The sequence below is a fragment of the Acinetobacter sp. UBA6526 genome, assembly GCF_002434875.1.
In the GTDB taxonomy this organism is placed as follows: domain Bacteria; phylum Pseudomonadota; class Gammaproteobacteria; order Pseudomonadales; family Moraxellaceae; genus Acinetobacter; species Acinetobacter venetianus.
In genome coordinates this window covers 1-23,198 of sequence record NZ_DJLC01000017.1, presented here as the reverse complement: position 1 = coordinate 23,198, position 23,198 = coordinate 1, and the positions used below count along the sequence as shown (strand labels likewise).

Genomic DNA, 23,198 nt, shown 5'->3' with positions numbered 1-23,198 from the left:
TTAAGAACTCGTATAGTAGGTTTGTGGCAAATACACTGTTGTCCATGTTGTTACACTTAAAGTAGGTGTAACTTCAACAGCACCCGTTGCATAAGTGATCGTGCCTTGAATATTGCCAAATGAGTCCACTAGATTTCCTGTTGATGCATCTATTGGCTGATCAAATAATGTAAGGATCTGCACTGCTGATGAACCCAATCCCTCAGACACAGGTACACTCAACTCAACGCTATTCGGCTGAATTGCTGAACCTGTACCGATCGTAAACATAAGCTTATTGTTTGAATCAGGTGCTACAGCTGCTTTTGTCTGCGCTTTAGGCTCACCGTAGTTAAAGGCAAACGTGAATACGGCATTTTTCTGCGGTAATTTATTTGGAATAATTTTCCCTGTGCCTAAGGCGTAGTTAATTGTTCCTGTTGCATCACCTGTGAACTGCCCTTGTGCATTACTGGTAGCCATTTTCTCCACCCCCTCAAGCAGCCACGTCACTGTCACTGAACTTGCAGCAATCCCTAGTTGATTCAAATCAAACTCAATCGCTGCTGGTAAAACAGCTAGATCAGCGCGTGCAAAGGTCGTTATAGGCGTACCCCAAAGTAGTAAGATTGGCGTACCCACATCAGGCAAAGCACCCGTGGTCAGTAACCACGATCCTGTTTGATAATTGATGCTGCCTGTGCCTATCGATTCATTTGCACCAACCAATCGCCCTGTTCCATTATCTTTTAAGGTATAGAACTTACCTTGAGCCATAAAAGAAATGCTAAGCGCACCCGGTGCGGGAATCGGTAATAAAACCCCTGTCCAGTTAGTACCTTGGTTGTTGGCTGTTACTGGAAAAGCATAAGATTCAAAAGGCTGTGTCGGTGCTGCCGCAGGTGTAAAAGTAAGGTTGATTGTTGCCGCACCCGTACCAATTGCATTAGTCCAAACAATTAGACCTGTTTGGTAATCAATCGTTCCTACTTGAGTACCTGAAACAGTGCGTAACGTGCCGCCATTATCTGTAATTGCTTGCCCAAATAGAGTGAAAGCAACTGAACCTGGTAGAACACTAGATCCGATATACAAGCTCTGACTAGTGTTCACAATCGTGTTGAAAGTCGCAGTAATCGTTCCGCTATTACCAGCGATTAAAGCAACATTTTCACTCAGTGCATTGAGATCAACTAAAGGCGTTTCAGTCTGCGATGACGGGATTAACTGTGAAAAGATTGATGCTGCTTGAATCGTAAAGCTATTCACTGCCACATCTTCTGCAATTTCAACACTGGCATAGTACTTACCCGAATCTGCTACCACCGTCTCTCTTAACGTAGTTGCTGGTTTTGTGTTGTTGTACCACTGTGTAGCAGTCACACCGATGAAATCGCGGTTCAATGGATCCTGAAAGCTATAAGTCGCAATCTTGTATTCCACATCAACATTATTTACACGAATGAATGCCATACTTGTTGATACAGCGGTCAATCGAATATATTGAGTCACTTCTGAGGGTAGACCTTCATTCACAACCAAAACAATCGTATCACCCACGTTGTTTTCTGACTCGCTCTTGCTCATCGCCACTTGTAATGACTTCATTCCTGAATACGCTGTATCAAGTAGTGAGCCGACTGCCTGTGCACCTTTAGCGAGATAGCTTTCAACACGATTTGCTGCATTAGAGCGAACGTCAGTATGACTTTCTGTACTGAACAATAATGCCGAGACATTTGGATCATCGGGATTTTTGGAGATGAATACGGTTGATCCCATCAAAGACTCAGTATCACTATTATTGATCCCTGCAAAGATTTTACGCAGTGATACACGGCCCATTGTCCGATCAAGTTCTGATACATCGGGAAAAAGATTATTGCTCTCACCATCTACAACAACTTGGCCAGAGTACTTCCCTCCACCATCCGTTGTGTCTGTCAGGCGCTCAGACTTGTATAAAACTAGATTGTTTGTCTCAACTGGCATCTGGCACCTCAATAAATCTTAATGTTGCTCGGTAATAATCGCCTTCAGAAATGGTAGGAACACCACGTACTGGATCTGCTTCAATCGCTCCCTCAGCATGATTAAAAATCACATTAAATTGGCGAGTGTCGTGTGGATATTCAAATACAAGGGTGAATTGTTCATCTTGTAAAGCTGACCAATCTTGAATCACAGATAAAACAGCTCTTTTTATCCATCCCTGTTTTTCAGTTTTAGATAGCAATGTAATTGGTCTACCAGATTTCTTTTTCCCCTCTTGAACAATCAAGGTACCGTCGACGGCGTACTCTTGATTTTGCTCAACTGGCTTCCAGTTAAATTCATCTGAAAATAAAAAACCGTTCTCTAAAAGAACGGTTTCGTTTGTTGCCTTGCGTATAAATTTCATTAGAACCTCTTTTTAGCCTGCTCAAGCTGACTAAAGAAATCATTTACTAGATCTTGTTGAGATGGATCACCCTGAAATTCGATTTCGCTTCCATTAAATTCAAATTTATAAATTTGAGTCTTTGGTGTTGAAATATCGGATGTATTAGGCATCTTGGGTGACTCAATACTAGGTGCTTTAATGCTTGGAACTTGTATTGATGGGCTGTTATTTCCCATAGATACACTAGCACTTCCAGACTTACTCGAATTTCTGTTTTCCCAATAAGCGAGCGTCTTCTCCATTTCTTGCTTAGTGGTATTCATGTTCTGAGTTGTTCCGCCTTTCAGTGATGTAGTTGTCTCAACTGCAAGGCTGTATCGAGCTTTATCAGCAAGATCACGCGCTCTGCTTTGATCCATACCAGCAGCAACCAATCGGTCGTAATAGTCCTGTGCCATCTGATCAATGCCACCTTGAAGCTCAGATAAGCCCTTATTGTTTGAGGCATCTTTAGCTTTACGAGCTGCATCAACCTTAGCCATTGCATCTTCCCATTCCTGAGCAGTTGATTTGGCTTCGTCACGAGCTACACGACCAAGTTCTCGGAATCCTTGCGCTGCTCGTCCAGTGGCACTCTTAGCAGCAGAACCAATCGGGTATAAAGCATCAACAATCTCTCGGGTAGTTTTTACAACAGCTCTTCCAGATTTATCAATTTCAAGATTAAGACCATTTGACTCACCAATTGCCTTTACTCTTGCAATGCGAACCTCATCTCCAGAAGCAACTACTTCATCAACCATTTTTTGGTAGGCTTGTTTCAAACTTCCCGAAGTTGCCTGACCGCTTCTCTTAATGACATCAAAGTTCTTCTCAGCAGATGTAGCTGCACTATCAAGTTCATTTTTGGTTTTAATCCCCATCGCTGCAAATGCTGCATTTACAGGATCTAAAGCCTTTGATAATGATCCAGCTTTTTGTTCAACCATAGTCAAACCTAAAGCGACCTGCTCAGATGAGATTTTCCCTTGATTACCGTACTCAACAAGTTTGTCTTTCACGTAATCAAGTTCTTTTCTTGATTGCGCGGTATCAATGGCTTTGTTTAGACTTGCTGATAATGCTAGTCCTGTATCGATACCTTGGGCCTTATATTCATCTAGGTTACCAATCACCATCTGAATATCATTGCTTGCTGATTGAAATGCCTTAGAAAACTTACCTTGCAATTGCTCAGTGCTTAAGCCTGTGCGCTCAAGTGCAAGCTCCAAAGCAACTTGAGTAACTTGTGCCATTTTATTGGCTTCTTGAGCTGTTCCTGCAAATGCAGCCTTGGCATTTGTTTGAAATACAACTAAATCCTCATTCACCAATGCCGATTTAAGCTCTGCTCTTAACTCTTGTGCAGTTATTTTCCCTGTTCTTTCCAGCATATTTAATGCTGAAACAGCATTATTAATTCCAGTTAAAGAATCAAATTTCATTGATTCACGAACTTCTTTTAATGCCTCTGCTGTTGGCTTTCCATCTTTTACAATTTGGTTGAATTTATTAACTAAATCTTGAGAGGCTTTGCTTAGTTCATAAGTTTTTATTGCACCTTTTTCAGCAGCATCAGCGATTTCTTTTTTCATGTCTGCTGAAACTTTGGCTGCAATTGCCTCGTTCTGCATTTGGAATTCTAACTGCTCTATAGCAGTCATGTATCTTTTATCGCTTTCAGCAGATGCATTCAAGTTATGCCAAGCAATCTCAGCTTTTTCAACTTGCTTAGCTAACCCCTCACCAATCCAAGTTCCTACTGGCTCCATTACAGTTGGTACTAAAATACCAAATGCGGTAATTGCAACTCCTAATGCCCCTAATCTTCCAATTAGTAAACCCAATGAACTGTTAGTCGCAACTGTAGATGCTGCAACTGACTTTGAAGAAGTTGCTGCCGCGGTAGCCAATCCAGCCTTAGCAGTTGATGCAGAACGAGTTGCTGTTGCGTTTGCAAGTTGTGCTTGCGTATTTGCAACAACAGATGCTGTTTCTTGTGTTATAGCAATTGATGCAACTCTTACACCAGCAGCTTTATCAAGGAATACACTAGCTATATTAAGTGCCTTATAAGCAATAAATGCCTGTGTTGCCAATTTTAAAGTATTGAAAATAGCATCTAGATTTTCAGCAACCCATTTTAGAGATTCAGCAACTTTTGTACTTACACCATGTGTTTGATCTAACTCCCCTATGAATACTGTCCACGAAGTTTTAAGATTTTCGATGCTGCTCCCAATGGTTGTTGGAAATTGTTCAAATTCCTTTTGAATAACTGCCGACTGGCTAAGCATGGCTTTGGTTACTACATCAGTAGTTAATTTTCCTTCACCTGCCATTTTCCTCAATTCGCCAGTAGTTACACCTAGACCTTCAGCAAGCGCTTGCATCAATCGAGGTGATTGCTCCATCATGGAATTAAATTCATCACCACGTAGCACACCCGATGCTAACGCTTGCTGAAATTGGGTAATTGCTGCCTCTGCGCTTGCTGCGCTACCTCCGCTCACTTGAATAGCTTGACTAATTGTTTTTGTTAGCTGCAAGACTTGCTCTTGCGGAATTTTCATTTCTTGCCCGATTTTAGTTAATCGTGCATATAAGTCGCCTGTAGCTGTTAAATTTGAATTTGTTGTCCTTGCAATTTCAATTATATCAGCCATTGCTGCTTTGGCATCACCATGTGTTCCAACAGCAATTTTTACACGCGCATTAAGGTTTGACCACTCATCTGCTGTTTGAGCGATTTCCTGTGCAGTAGCCCCAATACCTAAAGCTGCTAAAGCACCTGTTACAGCATTAAACCCCGTCTTAAGCCCTGCAAGCTCACCACTTACCTTTTGGCTTAAAGACTCTGTTTCTTTAAGTTCTTGGTTTGTGCTATCTAAAGTTTGGTCTAGATGATCAATAACAGGTATAGCCTGCTGAGTTGCTCCCTTAAACTCAGTCATTGATGCTTCTGTGAGATTTAATGCCCTTTCAAGCCCCTGAACTCGCTCTTTTGCTGCCGTGAGTTCTTCTAAATCAACACCTTTTGAGTTAGATAAATCTACCCATGCATTTTTTGCGCTATTTAATTCTCGTGTTAAGGATTCAATAGCAGTAGAACCAAGCTGACTAATTCTCTGAACTTCTTTTGTAGATACAACTGCACCATCACCCATAGACTCGATAGCACGAGTAGCACTTTGAGCTTCGGAAATAACTACGTTTAAATCTACTGAAGTAAATTTTTGAATTTCATTGATAGTGATGCTGGTAGCTTTTGTTACACCTGTCATCGCATTTGCAGCAACCGTTTGATATGCACCAAACGCAGTTTCAACATCACGAATCGCTCTTTTTATATCCGTGATCTTGCTAATTGCTTCACCAATATCTTGAGGTGAGGCTTTTGCTTCAGATAGTTGTAGATATTGAGATTGTGCAGCTGCTAACTCATCTTTTAAAGATGATATTGCCTGCTGACTTTGTTGAGACATTGATCGAATTTCTTTAGCAGAAATTGTGCTTTTATCTCCCAATGCGACAATCACATTTGTAGCTGCATTTAACTCAGCTGTTAGGTCTTTTACTCGATCTTGTGCTTCTGTAGAGACGATATTTTTGGTTGAATCAGATGACTTCTTAGTTTTTTTCTCTAGCTCTTCAACCGCAGTTCCGATTGCCTGAAACATCTGCTCTGCTGTTTGCTTCGACTTCTTAACCGATGAATCAAAATTGTTTGTATCGCCTTGCATGACGACTTTAAATACTAGATCTTTCGACATACTTTTACCTCATTACCGAATAAAAAAGGCAATGTAGACATGCGGTAATGAACATATCTACATTGCCAAACTGAATATTTAGGCAATAAAAAACCCGACACTTGGTCGGGTTGATTTAGCTAAGTTAATTATTCCAACATAGAGTTGCAATATTTACATTTTATAGCTGTCATTCTTATATCTTTTGAACAAATAGGGCACGATTTCATCTTTATATCTTCAGCATGTTGTATTTCATTGTAGTTATACAAATCCCCAACCACTCGATTCCTTGTTTGATTAAGTGCCTGATGATCATCCTCTGAATTATAGATCTGATCTTGGATTTTTCTTTTATTTAGTAAAATAGGTGTCAAAAGCAAAATAATGCACCCTAGATACAAAATCACCCACCCAAATTGCAATTGAATAGAACTCATCATTGCATCAGCAAATCCACCAAAAGGATTTCCTTGGAGTTTTTCAGTAACTTCAGCTTTGGTTTGACTTATTTTATTTGTAACCATGTATAAATCGATGCTAATTAGAACAAAAGAGAGTCCACCAGTTAGCCACAACAATCTCAATTGATTAAAGAAAATTAATATAAAAGATAGGATAGCCAAAGCGCAAACTATTAAGCCATCACTTTTACCATTATTTAATAAAGATATTGAACCTAATATGGGGGCGCTTAATATAGGCAAAAAAACACCTATCAAAAGCACTAACGCTCCCAAAAATCCAATTAATTGCTGCTTGGTGAATTCCATTTTTTATTCTCACTTATTCTTTACATCAATTTTAAAAATTTTTCCTCTACAAATAAATATTGTGTACTCTTGCATGTCTATGTCGTACTTATACTCAGTAGTAGCACATACAAAACTGCCATCTTCATATACATAATATTTAGGTTTCTTTTTCCCCATTTTATTAATCAACATTTCCTCAGTATCACCAACAAAAATAGCTTCTGTAGTGCTACGCATTGAGTTAGTTTCACGCGCAAAAATACTTGCTGATAATAAAAAAGATAATGCCCCTAGTACTAAAAACTTTTTCATAATGCAACCCACTTGTTATTAATGCTCATAATTTAACAAATGTATTTAATTTAGTCACTAAAAACCCGCACTTGGCGGGTTTTGTCATATATTAATTACATAGGCAATGTTTTAAGAGTTAGCTTTCTCAGTTGATTAGCTCTATGTCTTATTTCATGTCCTGCCATAAATTCCAATAGAGGCTCAAAAGCTTCTGCAAGTTTCACGATATTTAAACTGGTATGGTGCACTGACTGAGGCATGACAATGACTTTACCTTTATTTACAGTTACATAATAAACAAGACGCTCATCATCGGTGTTTTGATATTGCATTTTGTCACTAATCTGCTGCGCTATCTCATGTGCTATTGGATTTTGCAGAGTTGGGTAGCGAGAGGCTAAGTTCTTTATAAACTCATCCAATTGCGATCTCCCACTTGTGATACGCATCAATGTGCTGTCGATCACTACGCTACACTGCATCGCCTACAGATTCAGCCAATCGACAGTTATTTTATCACTCGCCCAACCCACTTACAAACTTTTCAAGTATTTTTCCCAATCTCTCTTGTTTGCTCCAGATGCCATTCTCTGAGCAATTGCATAAGACTTCACTTGCTGCCTTTCGACAGCATGACCTTCTTTTAAATATTGCAGAAATGCACCATAGCTCAAATCCAAAATGTCGTTGTGTCTATGCCCCATCTTCACAAGATATGCAAAAGCCTCGAACCAACTTGAATCTTTACTATCAGTTTCTTTTTCGTCTTTCTTAAAGAATGCCTCGTTTACTTCAATGATCTTTAAAACAAGCTCAACAATCATTCTAGATTGCCCTGCATTCTCATTAAATGATTCAGGGCTTATGGTTGTAACCAATGAGCACATACCCATGATATTAAGCATCTGAGGCTCAATTAAAGGTGTGATTGTTTCTATTGAATAACTTTCTAGCTTTTTAATTGGATCTGCAAATTGAGCAAAACGATTTAAGTTCTTTACTTGGATTTGTTTAATCTCAATATTCTGATCAACAAAAACATAGGGCAATGATTCATTGTTCAAAAGGAAAAAGTCATTCATAGAAATAATCCTAAAATACAGGCACAAAAAAAGACGCTTATGCGCCCCTGTGCCTGCACGTATTGCTTAAACTGGTGCTGCAATCTGCACAACACGACCAAACAAGCCAAGACTTGAGTCGCTACCTTTCTCTGCATCAGATAATGCCATGCCGCTGATTTCATAAGAACCAAGTTCTTCATGAATCAATGGGAATGTAGCCGAAGCATCTTTTTTAGTACGCCACAACTTCACTTCGACTTTGCTATTGTCTACTGTGTTGATACCACGGAACGTAAGCTCGTATTCTTTACTGTCCTGGTCATTGATTGTAGTAACCGAGGCTGTGCCTGCGGTAAAGTCAGCAGTTAATGGCATGGTTAAACCAGTAACATCATTAAATGTGATTGTGCCAAAAGCTGAATCAACTTTGTATTTTGATGCATCAACAACAACTGGTGTTCCCGTTGAATCCTTGATAACTACATTCGACACATTGTAGCCACCCAAAGCAACTTCTTGACCTACTGCAACCGTGCCAAGATTCTTAGCTGTCACCGTTCCGCCTGCAATTGCGGTTGCCTGACCATTAAGAATATAAGCAATATTTTCTTTGCTTGCTTCTTCCAAAGTACCTTTAAAATTTACGCTACGAGTTCTTGTCATCATAAAATCAGTAGTGCGTTGACCAGTTGTAGACTCTTGATGTTCGATCACATCGCCATCTAACTCGATCTCGAAATCTGGCGCATTCCCCACATGACGAGCTGCCCCAGCAACACCTGCAACAATCGGCGATAAGTACAATTTACCTTGCAACGAAATATACTGTTTAGCCATTGGCTTTTACCTCTTTTGTTAATTTTGGTTCTGTTTTGACTTCAATAATCAAACCATCGCTTAATAGTTTTTCGATCTGCACTTGCGGCAAATCCCCGATTGTGTCGCCCTTTGACCACGGGCCAACTGGTTTTAATGCTTTATATCGCTTGGTCATATGCACCTCAAAAACTGTTAATCATCTGACATTCAAATAGGTACGGTAGCCACAATTTGCCAGCCGCCGACATATGTTGAACGCCTGCATTTGCTCGCTTGAACTGCTTAAACCCTAAAACATCTGGATTAAAGCCTTGCATACGCTTCAATATTTCAATAATCATCGGACTGGCTGCGTTACGAATCTTTGTTGTATCTTCAAGCTGTGAACCTGCTTCCTCAACACACAAAACGATAAGCCATTGCTGATAAACAATACTTGCTGAACCATTGCCTGCCGACTCACCCACTCGATCATCCACATAAATAACGCTAATGGATGGCGCAACCGCTGTAGACTCAAGCATGTCATCAACAGAAAAAGGCGTGTACACAGCCTGAATAGACTCAATGTCTTGCAGACGACCTTTAATGATTGATTCAAGCGCAAAATAATTACTTGGCATCTTTTAATAAATCCTCCAAATAGCTCTCCATCGCAGTCAGCATATTCTGTGCATCATCTTCCGAGACACCAAAGATTGGACGCGCAGGAACCGTGATTGATTTGCGTTTTACCCAACCACCAGTAGGAGTTTTAAAAACAAGATAAGGCTTATTCTTCGCTCTAATGGTTCCGCCATAATGCATTAGCTTTGCATATAGAACGTCAGTGAGAATTGAAACGCCATTTTTATTAAGTCGAGTACGGATCGAGTTCAACAATCGCCCCGTGTCTCTTAATGTTTGACCATTTTGGGCGATTGCTCGCCATGACTTTTGCCATGGTCTGCCATCAGGTGCTACACCACGCTTAAAGCGATCATGAACACCCTCAAGTAGAATGTCGCCCAACTCGTCATAAAGCGCCTTATGGTCTCCTGCTCTAGCTTCTACTTTACGCAGCCAATCCTGAATCTTCTCTTGACCCTGAAAGTAAAATCCCTGTCTATCTGCCATGACCACCTCACTTGACGCTTGGCATCTTGTTTAAAACATCATCGCTAAAGACACCACCGCGATATGTAGTCCCAATTGGCATAGTGGTAGGTGATTTAGCAGCAGGTTTAACTTCTTGAGTTGTTGGATTTTTGACAAGTAAAACGTTTGTGCCTTTTGAAACGCCCTTTAGATAGCTCATCGCATCGTCATAACGTCTACGGACTTCTTCAGATGCTTTGCTTTTCCAAAGTAAATAGCGGGCAATATCACAGACAAAGATTTTTATATTTTCAGGTGGGTATTCGAGAGGAATGGCATACTTAGCACCAATCCAACCGTCAATGATTGAGCCCGCATCTGCTATTGCAGCGTCAACAGACTCACCCCCCGTTAAATAACGCTCTAACTGTGATACTTCTGTCAGGCTGTAACGCTTCACCATGTCATCACGTGTTGCGTACATGACAGCCACCGTTATGTTGTTGATTTAACTTTTACCAATGCTTTTGGCTTCAACACGGTTGGTAATTGGTTTGCTTGAACATGCAAATCAAAACCACGATCAAAGTCTTTAGTGCGCTGTTTAGCATAATAAGGCAACGCCAAAGTATTCACCGTCTCATTGAAGTCAGCAGGTGCTAATGCAGTCACAAACACATCCTGAGTACCACGTGGATATGCTGAACCTGTTTTAGTCGCATAAATCGGCGTACCACCAACTGATTGACGATTCACGATAAATTTAAGACCGCCAAATTCAAAACCTGACGTGTTAGAACGACCTAGTTTTTGTTCAGCAGCAGACCAGCCCAAGAACACTTCACGAACGTTCTTATGAGACACCAAAGCATCATAAAAAGCACGATCCACTTCAACTTCGATTGACGTGTAAATCTCTTGACCTAAAGCATCTTCGATGTTGTCAATAACGTCTTGGCATTTTGCCGCAACGTTTGTTGTTGCTGTACCAAGATCAAAATCAACCTCGGTTTGAGTTACACCAAAGTCGGTGAAGTAATTAATAATCGTTGAGCCATCAGCGTCAACAATAATTCCTTGTTTTGCTTTTAAGCGACGAAACGCAAGTGTTGTATCAATCTTGTTTTTCATTGCTTGTAAACGGTCAAGAACTTTTCCGCTTACCGTTTCAGCAGCGGTACTGCCGAACGCACGCACACCCATCACATCCGATGCTAAAACAACATCTTCAAGCGGCATGTGTGGAATTGTCCAAGACTTTGCAATACGAGTACCTGAGCTGTTCTTTGGTGCAACACCACCCCAAGCGGTTGTTGGTACAAGAATATTACTTTCTGTCATGAACTCAGCAGCAAAGCTGTTTGTCGTGCCAGCAATCGGGCGGAACAATTCAATGTCAGATGGGTTGCCGATTCGGGTCGGTAAATTTGTAATCGCTAAAGATAATTCTTCAACGCTAAAAACTGATTGGTCTAAAATCATTTTAATCCCCTATTAAGCTGAACGAACTGGCAAAATATTTAGAGCTGCCAACGCTGTCACAGCATTAGTTTTCTCACCAGCGGTTACGCCAGACGCATAAGCCAACTTGCCTTCTGCAAAGCGTGCATCACGGGCAATAATCACTCCTTGCGCTGTTTGCCCTGAACCAGTGACCACTGAATCACCAATATAAATACCTGCCGCAGCATTGGTCGCCTGGACGCTAAACTTGATTACGTTCCCACTGCCGTCAAATGCAATCACTTGACCATTTACCAAGCTTTGACTCGCTGCAATTGTCACGTTCTTACGACTTGGACGATGATTACCTTCCACTTCCCAAGCAATTACATCAGTTACTGCTGAATGACTATCTGTTACTGTTTGAACCATTTCTGCTTCCCCTTATTTGCGTTGTTTTGCTTGGTCTACAAGAGAACCAGCACCAAAGGTTTGTTTTTCATTTTCATCAGATTTCGCTTGATGAGTGAATAGATTGCTTGGGCCATTATTTGCAGGACTGTTTTTCCCTGAAAACTGGCGCAATTGTTTAACTGTGAATGAAAAACTTGCATCATCCATTGCTGTATATGCCGTTTTATCTTCAACACTGAATTGTGTTTTCAATTCTTTTTCTAGTGCTGAAATATCATCATTGCGCTTATTAGCCTTAAACTGCTTTAGTTCATTTAAAGCATTGTCACGCTCGGTTTCCGCCTGTTGTAAAGCGTCTTTTGCTTGCTCTAGTTCGGTCACGTCTGTGTCCTCTTGTGGATTGTTTGGATTGTGACTTGCTGCCACTGCCATTGTGTTTTCATCTGCACCCAAGGCACAAAACGAAACTTCTCTGATACGCCCACCACGAAATACCGTGATTGGCCCATGTAGTAACTTTCCATTCACAGTTACTGTGTTGCCAGCTTGAATCTCATCAATGCTTGCCGGCTCAATACGTACTGACATTTGCCATGGGAACCCATCATCAGAATCTGTTGCTACTTGAGTACCAAATTCATTACTGAGCAGAATTCCACTTACAGTTAATCCTGATTCATGGCTGATCGAATGGCTTTCAATTGCACCTGCTCGCTGATAGGACGAGTGCTCAAGTAATGCAGGAATACGACCCTTAATCTGCATTGAATCCAGATCAAAAATGACTTGCTTCCAATACCAATGGTCGGTAATTACTTCGCCGCTATAGGCAACACCTGAGAACGTCCGCTTTTTCTTGCCATCTTCCTGAGCATCTACATTTAGCTGCCCAAGTTGAAAGCAATATTGATTTGAATTTTCTATATCTGGCATTGTTTACCTCATGGAATTTTGGGTGGCTGTCTGGTGTTTGTGGATCGTTTTTTATTGGCGGTTGAACATGGCGCATAACCCCATCCCATTGCAGTGATCTTGCAACCTTGACAATTACAGCCACGTCCACGTTTAAATAAATCTCTAATCCATCGCATAATGAGCATCCATAAAAAAACGACCTTAAAGGTCGCTGTATCTGTTGAAAGGTTTAGTAAAGACTAAATACTGTCTGATTCGCCACGAAATAGCGCGTAGCTTGCTCTTTGGTTCGTTTCAGTACGAGTTGCTCATCTGTGTTGCTAACGACCTCTAAATTCAAATCAGGAGCCAATAGTGCGCCATTCATGCCACTAATCTTACTCAAATCTAGTGCCACGCCTTTTGCATCAAGAATGGTGATCTGCTTACCAACCTTTTGCGCTTGTTTGAACAATGTTGGTGTTTGAATACCAATTACACTTCCCACAGTTAAATTCAAATCATCAATGCCACGAATTGAATTACCAGTGAGCTTGCTTGTCGTATTCTTTGCTAATGTGAACAGCCGATTAAATGCACCTACAACTTTGTCCCAAATACTTTTGCCTGCCGTTCCATCCTGATCTTTTTGAAGTTCAGCCTGCTTTAGAATTGTTGTCAAAGCATTTTCTTTTTCATCAGCTAAATCTAAAGTGATACGCAAGTCACTTGGTCTGATATTCGGGTCTAATCGAACTGCTTTATCGACCATTTCATCAATAATTACTTGCTTCTCATCTGTTAAATCTGAAAGGCCTGTCTTGATAATCTGGTCAACTTCGGTATCAACCAACGTTTTTTTGCGAAGATCAATGACTTCTGTTTTAGCATCAGGCGTAATCGTTTTACTCGCTTCTTTCGACCTAAGTATCTCGTCTGGCTGCTTATCATAATTAGACGGCTGAAAAGCCCAACCAGCGTCAGGCTCAACATTTGGCAAATCCTCATTGGATGTTATTCCTTTTCGGATGGCTTGCTTTTCAGTGATTGCATTAATCGTGCAGCGACACCGATAACCATTTGGTGGATACCATTTCTGCCAAAACGGATCGTCAATGTGTCGAATAACGCCATCTAACTCTAAATGACTTGGACGAGTTCTTTTGTCGTTGATTGCAAAATATTCAAGATAAGGGCGTTTATCTTTATTCTGTTGCTGATGTAACCACCTACCATGAGCATAAGCATTCTGGATATTGGTTCTAAACACATTATCTAAATGCGCCTCTGACAACTCAATGCCATTTTCCTCAACCAGTTTTTGAAAGTCTCTAAAAGTACCACCACTCTCCAAAACCTTATAAGCTGAATCTAATACAGATTGAATCTGATCAATACCCGCCAAATGGCTCACAGTAGAAGCATATTGGCGTGAATTTAAATCAAGTGCATAGTAGTCGGCAGGCAGTAAAACACCCCTTGATCGAGCAAATGCAATAGCTTGTAAGAGCGTCATATTGTCCATTTAACGCCCCTCTTTTGAATGCATATATCCCAAAATATCAGCAGCGAACAAAGCCCGATCTAACACTTCATTAAATTGTGATTTGTCAGCAGTCTTAGCGATAGCAAATAGACTCGTTTGCAGTTCCTCAATGCTTTCACTACTCAGAATCAAATCTTTTAGGTCATTATGTGACAACAACTTGAAGTTTTGATCCGCCAATTCATCAAGCTCTTGCTGTTCTTGTGTAAGACCGTTAACACTTGCAGCAAAACTGAAAGGTTTGCTAGGAATTGCTTTAAATTGTGGCTGTGGTGTTTGACTTGGTAAAGGCTCTGCCAAATCACCATCTTGCAGCCCATACTCACGGATAAAATATTGATTGGTAAATACCGCACCTGCATCTTTAAGTTTTACGTCACGCTCAGCCTGATCCTTATTAAGCTGCTTAGACTTCTCACCCAAGATAATTTCATGCTTACCCCAACCATTTAAGGCACAGAGTGCATCTACAATCGCCTGAAATGTAGGTGTCACTAATCGAATATCCGCATTCAATTTATCTTTGCGAACATTGTCATGGACTTCACCTAATGCACGACTCCCTGTGCCATCAGTTCCACTTGTAAGAGTTTGACCTAAAATCACTTTCTGAATTTGGCGGATGATTGTATTGTTAAAGGTCTCGAATGATGTGCCAGCATTCCCACTCGAAGATACTGCCAATATCTCAACATCATCTTCTGCATCAATCGAAATGACACTTTGAGCATGAGCACTTAACAATGCTTGATTCATGTCATCAGGTTCAGAGTTTTTACATTTCCCTTTTAGAATAGGTGTACCGAAACGCTCTAAAAACTTTGCCCAGAACTTGAATCCATTCTTACGAAAGAAATCCAACCAATACACAATGGTGAGCAATGCTTTACCGTATGGCTGCTTATATGTCGCTTTGCGCCGTGTCATGAAAAATTTAAAGACCTGATCCACTTCGGTCTCTTTACCCGAACCATCCTGTCGATAGATCAAACGGCCATCATTTTTAGGTTCAAACCATTCCATTGGCTTTTCACCAATCCATTGAAAACCTATTTGCCCGTCATCAGCCTGATCATATACAGCTTCTAAAACTGAATAACCAAATAGCAATGCATTTATTGAACCAGAAGCAATCTCTGCAAACCATTCTTTAATTTCTTGCATTAATAAAATGGCTTCTGGTGTATCACTTGGCTCAAAGCGACACGGCGTTGCCAATAATGCATCTACTCGCGTTTCGACGGCTTGTGAGATTTCATCATCATCAAGAAGTATGGCCAAGCGGTGGCGTTTAATTCCTGCTTTTCGTAAAGTCTCATCTAAATCAATTTGCTTACTTAATTTATAAAATTGACTGACCGCTTCTTGAGAATATAAAGATCCTTTAGACAAAGCCTTTTTAGGCGCTTTGTCCTTGTTTTTTGACTTTACCATTTTGATACCTTAGTTAAAATGTACGACTTCCTGCAGTTGCAGGTTTCTTAGGTGATCGACCTTTGATTAATGGCTGTATGCCATATCGAATGCCGTCCATATGGTGGTTATGCATATCCAGAATTTCTGGTAGCACATCCCCAGCACGGTTTACTTTGTATGAATAGAGCTTAAATTCCCTTGCTGTTTCTGGGCAATCTGGGTGAATAACAATCTTTTTAAACTTTTTCATGAAAGTTACGCCGTCTTCAACTGATCCAGCCCACTTTTCAGCACCTTCAATCTTAAAGCCCTGCCGCTTCATATAACTAATCGTTTCAGGCCTTGAACAATCAGCTCTAATCTTATGTGTTCTTGAACCAGGTACCTCGTCAAACAACATAGGTAAATGATCAATTTCACATCCGACTTGATGTGCTTCATTACGAATATAAAGCACATCATCATGAATAAATATTCGGTTTAGTGTCGTTGGATCTTGTGCAAAGCCCCAATCCGAGCCGTAGTAAACCTCAGTCCAATCAGCTTGTGGTTCAAACTCGTCAATCACATAACGACCTGAAAAAATAATTGCTTGGCTGAACTCAATATATGCACCATGCCAAACGTGCTCAAACATAGCCCATGCATTCTGATCTCCAGCAGCTTGCATACGAATTGCACGTTTACGATCTTCCTCATATTCATCGAGCAGGGTTTGAGGTGCAAATGGGTTATTGTTGACGTTTACCTCAATGACAATCGCATTTTCAGGTGCAAATTCACCCCGCAAAAAATCATCAATAGGATCATCTTTCGACTCAGGATTCCAAGTTGCCCATATCTGTGCACCTTCGGCACGCATGGTAGGTCTCAATAACCTTAAAGACTTTGCTGAAAGCCTATTTGCTTCCTCTACCCAAGCAACCTTAAACCCTTCCAGCGACTTAATTGAATCCGCCGTGTGGTCTTGCATACCTTGGAATAAAATAACGCCATCGCCACCCTTCCGTTTAATTAAGTCTCTCTGCACTTCGAATAAGTGAGATACATCAAGGGCTTTGATTTTGTCTTCAATTAATTGCTTGCTTGAGTATTTGATTGATTTCTGAATTTCACGGATACACACGGCGCGAAGATCTTTATCAACCACGCATTCTTCAACAAGTTGCTCCGCTACAAAATGCGATTTTCCCGAGCCACGACCACCATAAGCCCCCTTATATCTTGCAGGCTTGAACCAAGGTTTAGACCATCGTGGAGTTTTGATTCGTATCTCCACAATAGAAACTCCTAATCAACAAATTCACGAACAATTTTGATTTCAAGATCAGCGCCGTCTTTTCCAGTGTGCTCAACCTTTGTTGTTCGACCATCTGTTTCTTGTAACGCTTGCTTTAATAAATCCTGTTTCAACCGCCTGTTCCTGCCCGAGTCGTTATACATACCTTGAAGCTCTTTTAATCGAAAAGCCTTGTTCGCAATTGGTATGTCTAAAATATTTTCCTGAAACGCTTTTCGACTAGTTGTAAACAAATCCTTCAGCTTCTTACTCATACCGCGACATGTAGCTTTTGTTGGATCGTAAGATGCTACTTGTTGCCGAGTAAGTTCAATCCCATACTCTTCTCTTACAAGGTCTACCACTTGTTGAGGTGTATCAAAGCAAGCAAGAGACTGAACAATAAAGATTTTTACAGGCTCTTTTAATGTTGCCATAATCACCTCTTTGTAAGTCTACGTAAGACTAAACAGGCAAAAAAAAGAGCCAATCGGCTCAACTTATAACGCATGTCCCGCAACATCGGGTGATGCTTAAATCAGATACAAACGGCGCTTGCTTCGCCACCTCTACGAGTCGCTTAACGTTTTCACTTGCCCCATGTCGTTTGACTACGCCTATGAATTCTTCTACATCGTGACCAGCTAAGAAATGCTTAGGCAGTCCAGTATTATCACTATAGATAATCTCACCATCAGCATCACGCTCCACACCGATGTGATAAAGCTCATGCTCGATCAAAGCGCAAAACTCACGATCTGAAGTTTGTTCGCAAAAACTTGCATCGATGGTAATCAAGTAAACAGGTACAAAACCAAACCAGTCACGCATCTGTTGCTCTTGTCGCGCCTTACGCCATCCACCAACGTTAAACATCACCTTTTCACACTGCCCAAGCACCATTTGTTTTTTGACTGTACAAGCTTGTGATGCCCAAGCAAATGCTAAAAACTCTTCATTGTCATGCAGAAGCTCGGCAATATGGTCATGATCAGGATTGTATAACTCAGCATCTACAGAGAGATAATTAGCAATCACCCATTCTTTTAAATCAGGCGCTGGCGCTAATCGAATCGCTTCCTCTTCTTCTGCTCTATCAATCAATTCTGTTGGTGGAAATGGTCGGATCTGGTTCATATTCAATTCTCTCTAAAAGACCTTTAATCCAATCGATTGCATAGCCAAATAAAATAGAATCAGGATGTAAACGTTCAATTTTAAAGCCTAAATCCACAACATGATCATATCGATCCAAACTCCAGGCCTTGTTCGATAGTAAGCCACAACGTCCACCAGACCAAGGACCGCCCTCAATCTCAATAAGTAGACGTAATTTCACGATATGGAAATCAAAGCGCCAATGTTTAGTGTGTATAGGCTGGAATTTACTTTCAAAGCCGATTCCTAGATCCTGTAATTCTTCTTTTAATGTTTCAAAAGCTTCTAAATAGTTATGCTTGGCTTTTGGCAGCGGCGTGTTTCGTGGTTTGGTTTTATGTGCTCGCTTCTTAGTAAGTTCGAAATATTTTGAAGTATCCATAAATTTTAGTCATTAAAATACCCACCTTACAGTGGCTTAATCTTTCAATATATTGCCTCTATCTAGGCCAATTCTATTTTGAAGTACCAATTACGCTTAAATTTATTCGTTTGACTAATTAAACATTCACTTGGGTCATTTTATTAAGCCCTTATTTCTTACTATTTTTTAGGAAAAGCTAAAAATTAATTCTTAATTGCTTTTCAAGTTCTGCAGAAATATTTTTACTTGCATGAATAACATCATCAATAATTTTGTCTTTTTTATTTTCTTTTATTTCCATGCTAGGGTTTTCAATAATTGTATCTAAAGTTACACACTCGTGGTAATTGGAATAAAAACTATTAAGGTTTTTCCTAATCTCTTTTACTTTTTTAGTATTTTTGAAGAAAGAGGTAACCGGTCCACCACAAGGGAAATTATCCATTTCAACCTTCAAGAAAGTTAAGTAAAGTAAAACTTTCTTGCGATCCTTTTCTAAATCAATTTTTCCTTTCGATTCACTAAGATCATGTAACATAGAATCAATGAATTTTTCATTGTTCTTAATTAATAGGTCATTAACTGATCTAATAGACTTCATCAACATTAACTTATGTTGTCTAAAAATAAATACATATAAGCTTGATGTAGCACCAATTAAAGGAAGAGCAGTTATTAAAATTTTACTAATATCTAATGAAAACCAAATTGAGATATAAGTAATTATTAAAAAATTTAAGAAAAATAAAAAACTTTTCATGCTTTATCAATATATTGATAAATTCTATCTGAAATAAGTTCTTTTAACTCCCAATCAACAATAATTTCTAAATGATCTTTGATAAAAGATTTACTAAATCCGGCTCTTACTAGTCCACCAAATGCTTCCTCAAGAAAAGAAGATCCAGCCATTGAAACATTGTTGAAATTCAAAACTAGAACATCTTTTGACCCCTTAGCTCTGACATCATTAAAAAAAGGTAAGAGCACTGTTTGACGAAAAGCTTCTCCACTAAATTCACCATCAGCTAACTTACGTCCAATAGGCCTATTATGGAATTTAATACCTACGTCATAAACGTGTTTATTCATTTTTAAACGTCTCTATGTTTGCTTGTTGAATCAAGATTTAAGGGTAATGACCAACTAACAGTTGTTCCTGTTATAGCTTCAGGGAAATCTTTATGCCCATCTACAGAAGACCAAGCACCTTTTCGACTAACCACCATTACTTTTGAACCATCAAGTTTCTCTTCCACTTGCATGATATCAGTAAACCCTTTACCTCTGTAATTAAGGCCTGTAGATGATTTGTGCAATTTGGTAGCTAATTCGATTAATTGTGAATCGTTCTTAGACAACACCAAATCGTTTAAATTCATTACTTTTTCTTTCCATGTCACAGGAATAGTAGCTGGAATCGTCTTACCTAGATCAGACAATACAATAAAACAGCAATTATCTTCAGGTGCAAGAGCGAAAAATAACAACCATTTTTTGTAGACATCATTTGCATCATAAGCATGGTTAATTACATTTGTGATAGCTTCTGAAATTGCATTATGCAAAATCATTTTACTTTTCTTATCTTTAACTATTTTATTTATTTGCTGCTCAATTTCATCATACTTGACACCAAGTTCAGCATTAATCCCTTCGATAAAATGCCATCTCTCAACCATTGGCTTCGAATTAACAGTTTTATACTCTTTAATTTTCATTAACTTATGAATGCCTAATTTTGAAAGCATTGCACGTACAGTTGGTGTATATGAACTACGTCCTCTAACCAATTCTTTATTGTATATCTTATCTAATCTGTGAATTAAATAGATTGCACCGTCCGGATAAAGAATTTTGACATTTCTAAAATCTAAAATTATAGATTCCTTATGCACATCGCGTGAATGTATTGATTTCAGAGCATCTAACAATTGGCTTCTAAACTTCTTGTTTACAATTGAAATGCATTCTGGAAATTGGATAATGACCTGTTTAGTCCTATTCGATGAAGTATCCAACACCACTTTTTTAAAATTTTTTCTATTTCTAACTTCTAATTTTATTTGTCTTAGAATTAATTTTCTGTTTGGTTTTTTCACAAACCCGACCCTTGTAAAAACTATAATTCATTAAATAAAAAGCTCACCATATGATGAGCTTTAAAATGCTGGCTAACAACCAATATTACGCGACAAATTTATAGAAATATTGAAGAAAAGTCAATAACCTATAAATATTGCTTAATCCTTAAAAAAAAGCCCGCTATTAGCGAGCTTTCAAACTTTGGTGATTGACCATAACTTCGTCTACCATATCACAAATTTAAACGAAGTGTGTTACACAGTCAAGTGTGAATCATATCGATCGCTCGTTGCAATCACTATGATCGTAACCATTGGGTCTGCGGTTCAATAAGTTCAAACAGTCTTGATCAAACACCATCGGCAAATGCTTTTGCAGCGTCTCATTGAAATCGGTTGTTGATGCTTTCATTTCATCCAGTAACGCCTTAACAACTTGATGGTCTCCACGTTCACGGATAACACGTTTAATCAGGGCGAGTTCACATTCGCGTCTTGCCTCAAAGTACGGCTCAACAATATTAAGAATACGCTGAAATTCTTGCGCTAAGATCGGTAAATGTTGAACCTCAAATTTTGCGGGGCTTGGCACACCAGTGACTTTGCGTAGTGAGTGCCAAATACCAAACTTAAATGCTTCGCCATGACTGATATGATGCGTACAAGCCCAAATCAAACGCTTAATATTTAGCATGTCGCTATTGTTAATATAGTCGCGTTTCTCGATTGGTTTTGGTGCTTCGTATTTGCCTGTCTTACGGATGGCTGGGAGAACCTCGGATGTCACCCACTTCTTGAATTTCTTGGCTTCGGGCTTACGGCTTTTAAGTATTGCTGAATAGAGTCCAGATTCATTGATGATAGATAAATTCTGGTCTCCAGAGGGGGTACTCATATTGTGAGTACCCCTTTCATCATCATCTAAATTACGAACCATGTTACCAGCATCACGATAATCTAAAGCATTTGCAACGTCGGTAGCGACAAACCAAAATTCGCCATTAATATCGATAATGCGAACGTTATAATCATTGTGAAAAGTAAAATTAGAAATTGCATTCATAGTGAATACTCCGAATGAGAGGAATTTTCACCACCAAAATTGAGGTCAAGCAATTAGGGTGGCAGATTAGACAGGATTGACCTTACCAGCATTCGGACTGGCGCACCGAAGTGCTCCCGCCTAACCCGCCATAACGGGCATTTTCTACAGGGTGCAGAAAACTATAGGCAAAATAAAACCGCTAATGCGGCTGTAGCCGAATGTTGATAACTGGAGGTCAATCCAAGCACCCGATTTTGCGGGTGCATATTTAAATTACAGTGAATTAAAAACATTGTCAAACCTCTGCTTTCAATTCAATAACACCATCCAAATACGCAAGACCCAAGTCAATCTCTCTACGTACTGTTGCCTTGCTCACTTTATGGGTATTGGCGATTGTCTGGTATGACCAATCATTCTCATATTTAAGAATCAACAACCATGCACGCTCGGCTAGATATTCACGTTTATCATTGTGCATTTTCGCTAGTAGCTTGCTGATCTCAACACCTTCAAAATCAGAGATTTCACAAGGCTTAGACACGCGACTGCTTCTAATTCTGTTTTTATCCGCTTGATCCATTGCCACCGCTATCGGATTTGCTGAATGTTTAAAATCCGACGACCTCACCCAAATGCCATACTGATCAAGCCACTGGTGTGCAGAGCGGTTCAACCAATTAATCTTTTGTTGTTTTACAGTCGCATTCATCAATCAAACCTCTCGTACATTAATATTAAAAACCGTTTTCATTAAATGTTTTTGGTGCGATAGCTCGCTAACTTTCTTGTCGCTGCTGACTTCACATCTTCGACAATGTATTCACCTGTGCTGATGTAGTAAGTGAAATCTGCAAAATAACGCAGTGCTGGCTTTGCCCTTTTCTCTCCTTCCAGTTTGATCTTTGGCGCAAGTTCAAATTTAGTATGATGTTCTAATCCAAAGATCTCGCCACGCTGTTGCATGGCTTTAAGCTCGATGTACCGCCTATGTTCTTTCTTGCTGTCGAATGTCATTCCATCTAAATCAACTTTCTGAGCATTGAACTTATTGCGTTTAGCCACCTTTGGATTTTCATTTTGCTTCAAGATTTCACGGCGGTACTGTTCGATGCTCATTGAGTTCATTAAGATTCACCAACCTTGAGCGCTTGCTCTAACTCTCTTACAATCTTTCCGTCCAAGATGTCTAATAAATCCCCCCAGTGGCATTGATCAACTTCTGAATCTCCGCTAAAGATATTTTTCATGTAGTACTTAGCCGCATCCACCCTATTTTGCAGCCCATCATTCTTGTGCTCTAAATCTTTTATACGTTGAGACTGCTCATTGAATCGCTGACCTTGATCAATCAGTTGCTTTTGAAGCTCATCCACTTTGGATTGTTGGTAAT

General features: G+C 39.7%; 26 protein-coding genes and 2 pseudogenes. All 28 read right to left on the bottom strand.

All coding sequences use genetic code 11. From position 1 onward, the window contains the following. Entirely contained in the window at positions 1-1,971 is a 1,971-nt protein-coding gene (locus tag B4237_RS01505; RefSeq protein ID WP_286940954.1) for a hypothetical protein, read from the bottom strand. Further along, positions 1,961-2,380, bottom strand: a complete 420-nt coding sequence (locus B4237_RS01500) for a hypothetical protein (RefSeq protein ID WP_286940952.1) — start codon at positions 2,378-2,380, stop codon at positions 1,961-1,963. The genes B4237_RS01505 and B4237_RS01500 overlap by 11 nt, the downstream gene beginning before the upstream one ends. Then, on the bottom strand, positions 2,380-6,174 hold the full coding sequence (locus B4237_RS01495; protein WP_286940950.1) for a tape measure protein: 3,795 nt from the start codon (positions 6,172-6,174) through the stop codon (positions 2,380-2,382). Before B4237_RS01495 ends, B4237_RS01500 begins: the two co-directional genes overlap by 1 nt. A gap of 128 nt (positions 6,175-6,302) precedes the next feature. Next, entirely contained in the window at positions 6,303-6,926 is a 624-nt protein-coding gene (locus B4237_RS01490; RefSeq protein WP_286940948.1) for a hypothetical protein, read from the bottom strand. 9 nt (positions 6,927-6,935) lie between these two features. Continuing rightward, complete coding sequence (locus B4237_RS01485; RefSeq protein ID WP_286940946.1) at positions 6,936-7,220, bottom strand: hypothetical protein; 285 nt, start codon at positions 7,218-7,220, stop codon at positions 6,936-6,938. 95 nt (positions 7,221-7,315) lie between these two features. Next, positions 7,316-7,624 carry a hypothetical protein gene (locus tag B4237_RS01480; RefSeq protein WP_286940944.1) on the bottom strand — a complete coding sequence of 103 codons (309 nt, stop codon included), beginning with the start codon at positions 7,622-7,624 and terminating at the stop codon, positions 7,316-7,318. Between the two features lie 111 nt (positions 7,625-7,735). After that, positions 7,736-8,284, bottom strand: a complete 549-nt coding sequence (locus tag B4237_RS01475) for a hypothetical protein (protein ID WP_286940942.1) — start codon at positions 8,282-8,284, stop codon at positions 7,736-7,738. A 66-nt stretch (positions 8,285-8,350) separates the two neighbouring features. Beyond that, a complete protein-coding gene (locus tag B4237_RS01470) occupies positions 8,351-9,103 on the bottom strand; it encodes a hypothetical protein (protein ID WP_286940940.1) in 753 nt (250 codons plus the stop codon). Continuing rightward, a complete protein-coding gene (locus B4237_RS01465) occupies positions 9,096-9,260 on the bottom strand; it encodes a hypothetical protein (protein WP_171494186.1) in 165 nt (54 codons plus the stop codon). Before B4237_RS01465 ends, B4237_RS01470 begins: the two co-directional genes overlap by 8 nt. 7 nt (positions 9,261-9,267) lie before the next feature. Beyond that, a complete protein-coding gene (locus tag B4237_RS01460; RefSeq protein ID WP_286940936.1) occupies positions 9,268-9,708 on the bottom strand; it encodes a phage tail terminator protein in 441 nt (146 codons plus the stop codon). Further along, the gene (locus B4237_RS01455) at positions 9,698-10,201 is read right to left on the bottom strand and encodes a phage virion morphogenesis protein (RefSeq protein WP_286940935.1); all 504 of its coding nucleotides are present in this window, start codon (positions 10,199-10,201) and stop codon (positions 9,698-9,700) included. Before B4237_RS01455 ends, B4237_RS01460 begins: the two co-directional genes overlap by 11 nt. A 7-nt stretch (positions 10,202-10,208) precedes the next feature. Further along, complete coding sequence (locus B4237_RS01450; protein WP_286940933.1) at positions 10,209-10,646, bottom strand: gp436 family protein; 438 nt, start codon at positions 10,644-10,646, stop codon at positions 10,209-10,211. An 11-nt stretch (positions 10,647-10,657) separates the two neighbouring features. Next, complete coding sequence (locus B4237_RS01445; protein WP_286940932.1) at positions 10,658-11,644, bottom strand: major capsid protein; 987 nt, start codon at positions 11,642-11,644, stop codon at positions 10,658-10,660. Positions 11,645-11,656: 12 nt separating this feature from the next. Next, complete coding sequence (locus B4237_RS01440; RefSeq protein WP_286940931.1) at positions 11,657-12,037, bottom strand: head decoration protein; 381 nt, start codon at positions 12,035-12,037, stop codon at positions 11,657-11,659. Positions 12,038-12,049: 12 nt separating this feature from the next. Then, a complete protein-coding gene (locus B4237_RS01435; RefSeq protein WP_286940930.1) occupies positions 12,050-12,952 on the bottom strand; it encodes a hypothetical protein in 903 nt (300 codons plus the stop codon). Between the two features lie 211 nt (positions 12,953-13,163). Further along, entirely contained in the window at positions 13,164-14,438 is a 1,275-nt protein-coding gene (locus B4237_RS01430) for a phage minor head protein (protein ID WP_286940928.1), read from the bottom strand. Further along, a complete protein-coding gene (locus tag B4237_RS01425; protein ID WP_286940926.1) occupies positions 14,439-15,893 on the bottom strand; it encodes a phage portal protein family protein in 1,455 nt (484 codons plus the stop codon). A gap of 13 nt (positions 15,894-15,906) precedes the next feature. Further along, positions 15,907-17,154 (bottom strand): PBSX family phage terminase large subunit, encoded by a 1,248-nt coding sequence (locus B4237_RS01420; RefSeq protein ID WP_286940924.1) that lies wholly within the window; start codon positions 17,152-17,154, stop codon positions 15,907-15,909. Positions 17,155-17,165: 11 nt separating this feature from the next. Further along, positions 17,166-17,591, bottom strand: a complete 426-nt coding sequence (locus tag B4237_RS01415; protein WP_061516529.1) for a DUF2280 domain-containing protein — start codon at positions 17,589-17,591, stop codon at positions 17,166-17,168. 58 nt (positions 17,592-17,649) lie between these two features. Next, positions 17,650-18,291 (bottom strand): putative metallopeptidase, encoded by a 642-nt coding sequence (locus B4237_RS01410; protein WP_286940921.1) that lies wholly within the window; start codon positions 18,289-18,291, stop codon positions 17,650-17,652. Continuing rightward, positions 18,251-18,694 (bottom strand): hypothetical protein, encoded by a 444-nt coding sequence (locus tag B4237_RS01405; RefSeq protein ID WP_286940919.1) that lies wholly within the window; start codon positions 18,692-18,694, stop codon positions 18,251-18,253. The genes B4237_RS01410 and B4237_RS01405 overlap by 41 nt, the downstream gene beginning before the upstream one ends. Before the next feature lie 178 nt (positions 18,695-18,872). Next, complete coding sequence (locus B4237_RS01400) at positions 18,873-19,436, bottom strand: hypothetical protein (RefSeq protein WP_286940917.1); 564 nt, start codon at positions 19,434-19,436, stop codon at positions 18,873-18,875. Beyond that, complete coding sequence (locus tag B4237_RS01395; protein ID WP_286940915.1) at positions 19,433-19,768, bottom strand: STAS-like domain-containing protein; 336 nt, start codon at positions 19,766-19,768, stop codon at positions 19,433-19,435. The genes B4237_RS01400 and B4237_RS01395 overlap by 4 nt, the downstream gene beginning before the upstream one ends. A 2-nt stretch (positions 19,769-19,770) precedes the next feature. Next, the gene (locus B4237_RS01390; protein ID WP_286940913.1) at positions 19,771-20,778 is read right to left on the bottom strand and encodes a hypothetical protein; all 1,008 of its coding nucleotides are present in this window, start codon (positions 20,776-20,778) and stop codon (positions 19,771-19,773) included. 256 nt (positions 20,779-21,034) lie between these two features. Continuing rightward, positions 21,035-21,823, bottom strand: a complete 789-nt coding sequence (locus B4237_RS01385) for a BRO-N domain-containing protein (RefSeq protein ID WP_286940911.1) — start codon at positions 21,821-21,823, stop codon at positions 21,035-21,037. A gap of 277 nt (positions 21,824-22,100) precedes the next feature. Further along, a complete protein-coding gene (locus B4237_RS01380; protein WP_286940910.1) occupies positions 22,101-22,517 on the bottom strand; it encodes an antiterminator Q family protein in 417 nt (138 codons plus the stop codon). Positions 22,518-22,520: 3 nt separating this feature from the next. Next, positions 22,521-22,933: pseudogene (locus tag B4237_RS01375) on the bottom strand (DUF1064 domain-containing protein). After that, positions 22,933-23,198: pseudogene (locus B4237_RS01370) on the bottom strand (hypothetical protein); the annotation flags it as partial. The pseudogenes B4237_RS01375 and B4237_RS01370, both read right to left, overlap by 1 nt.

Excerpts from the sequence above, each read along its gene's own strand:
- B4237_RS01505 (WP_286940954.1), bottom strand. The coding sequence starts at position 1,971 with ATGCCAGTTGAGACAAACAATCTAGTTTTATACAAGTCTGAGCGCCTG.
- B4237_RS01500 (WP_286940952.1), bottom strand. The coding sequence starts at position 2,380 with ATGAAATTTATACGCAAGGCAACAAACGAAACCGTTCTTTTAGAGAAC.
- B4237_RS01495 (WP_286940950.1), bottom strand. The coding sequence starts at position 6,174 with ATGTCGAAAGATCTAGTATTTAAAGTCGTCATGCAAGGCGATACAAAC.
- B4237_RS01490 (WP_286940948.1), bottom strand. The coding sequence starts at position 6,926 with ATGGAATTCACCAAGCAGCAATTAATTGGATTTTTGGGAGCGTTAGTG.
- B4237_RS01485 (WP_286940946.1), bottom strand. The coding sequence starts at position 7,220 with ATGAAAAAGTTTTTAGTACTAGGGGCATTATCTTTTTTATTATCAGCA.
- B4237_RS01475 (WP_286940942.1), bottom strand. The coding sequence starts at position 8,284 with ATGAATGACTTTTTCCTTTTGAACAATGAATCATTGCCCTATGTTTTT.
- B4237_RS01470 (WP_286940940.1), bottom strand. The coding sequence starts at position 9,103 with ATGGCTAAACAGTATATTTCGTTGCAAGGTAAATTGTACTTATCGCCG.
- B4237_RS01465 (WP_171494186.1), bottom strand. The coding sequence starts at position 9,260 with ATGACCAAGCGATATAAAGCATTAAAACCAGTTGGCCCGTGGTCAAAG.
- B4237_RS01460 (WP_286940936.1), bottom strand. The coding sequence starts at position 9,708 with ATGCCAAGTAATTATTTTGCGCTTGAATCAATCATTAAAGGTCGTCTG.
- B4237_RS01455 (WP_286940935.1), bottom strand. The coding sequence starts at position 10,201 with ATGGCAGATAGACAGGGATTTTACTTTCAGGGTCAAGAGAAGATTCAG.
- B4237_RS01450 (WP_286940933.1), bottom strand. The coding sequence starts at position 10,646 with ATGTACGCAACACGTGATGACATGGTGAAGCGTTACAGCCTGACAGAA.
- B4237_RS01445 (WP_286940932.1), bottom strand. The coding sequence starts at position 11,644 with ATGATTTTAGACCAATCAGTTTTTAGCGTTGAAGAATTATCTTTAGCG.
- B4237_RS01440 (WP_286940931.1), bottom strand. The coding sequence starts at position 12,037 with ATGGTTCAAACAGTAACAGATAGTCATTCAGCAGTAACTGATGTAATT.
- B4237_RS01435 (WP_286940930.1), bottom strand. The coding sequence starts at position 12,952 with ATGCCAGATATAGAAAATTCAAATCAATATTGCTTTCAACTTGGGCAG.
- B4237_RS01430 (WP_286940928.1), bottom strand. The coding sequence starts at position 14,438 with ATGGACAATATGACGCTCTTACAAGCTATTGCATTTGCTCGATCAAGG.
- B4237_RS01425 (WP_286940926.1), bottom strand. The coding sequence starts at position 15,893 with ATGGTAAAGTCAAAAAACAAGGACAAAGCGCCTAAAAAGGCTTTGTCT.
- B4237_RS01415 (WP_061516529.1), bottom strand. The coding sequence starts at position 17,591 with ATGGCAACATTAAAAGAGCCTGTAAAAATCTTTATTGTTCAGTCTCTT.
- B4237_RS01410 (WP_286940921.1), bottom strand. The coding sequence starts at position 18,291 with ATGAACCAGATCCGACCATTTCCACCAACAGAATTGATTGATAGAGCA.
- B4237_RS01405 (WP_286940919.1), bottom strand. The coding sequence starts at position 18,694 with ATGGATACTTCAAAATATTTCGAACTTACTAAGAAGCGAGCACATAAA.
- B4237_RS01400 (WP_286940917.1), bottom strand. The coding sequence starts at position 19,436 with ATGAAAAGTTTTTTATTTTTCTTAAATTTTTTAATAATTACTTATATC.
- B4237_RS01395 (WP_286940915.1), bottom strand. The coding sequence starts at position 19,768 with ATGAATAAACACGTTTATGACGTAGGTATTAAATTCCATAATAGGCCT.
- B4237_RS01385 (WP_286940911.1), bottom strand. The coding sequence starts at position 21,823 with ATGAATGCAATTTCTAATTTTACTTTTCACAATGATTATAACGTTCGC.
- B4237_RS01380 (WP_286940910.1), bottom strand. The coding sequence starts at position 22,517 with ATGAATGCGACTGTAAAACAACAAAAGATTAATTGGTTGAACCGCTCT.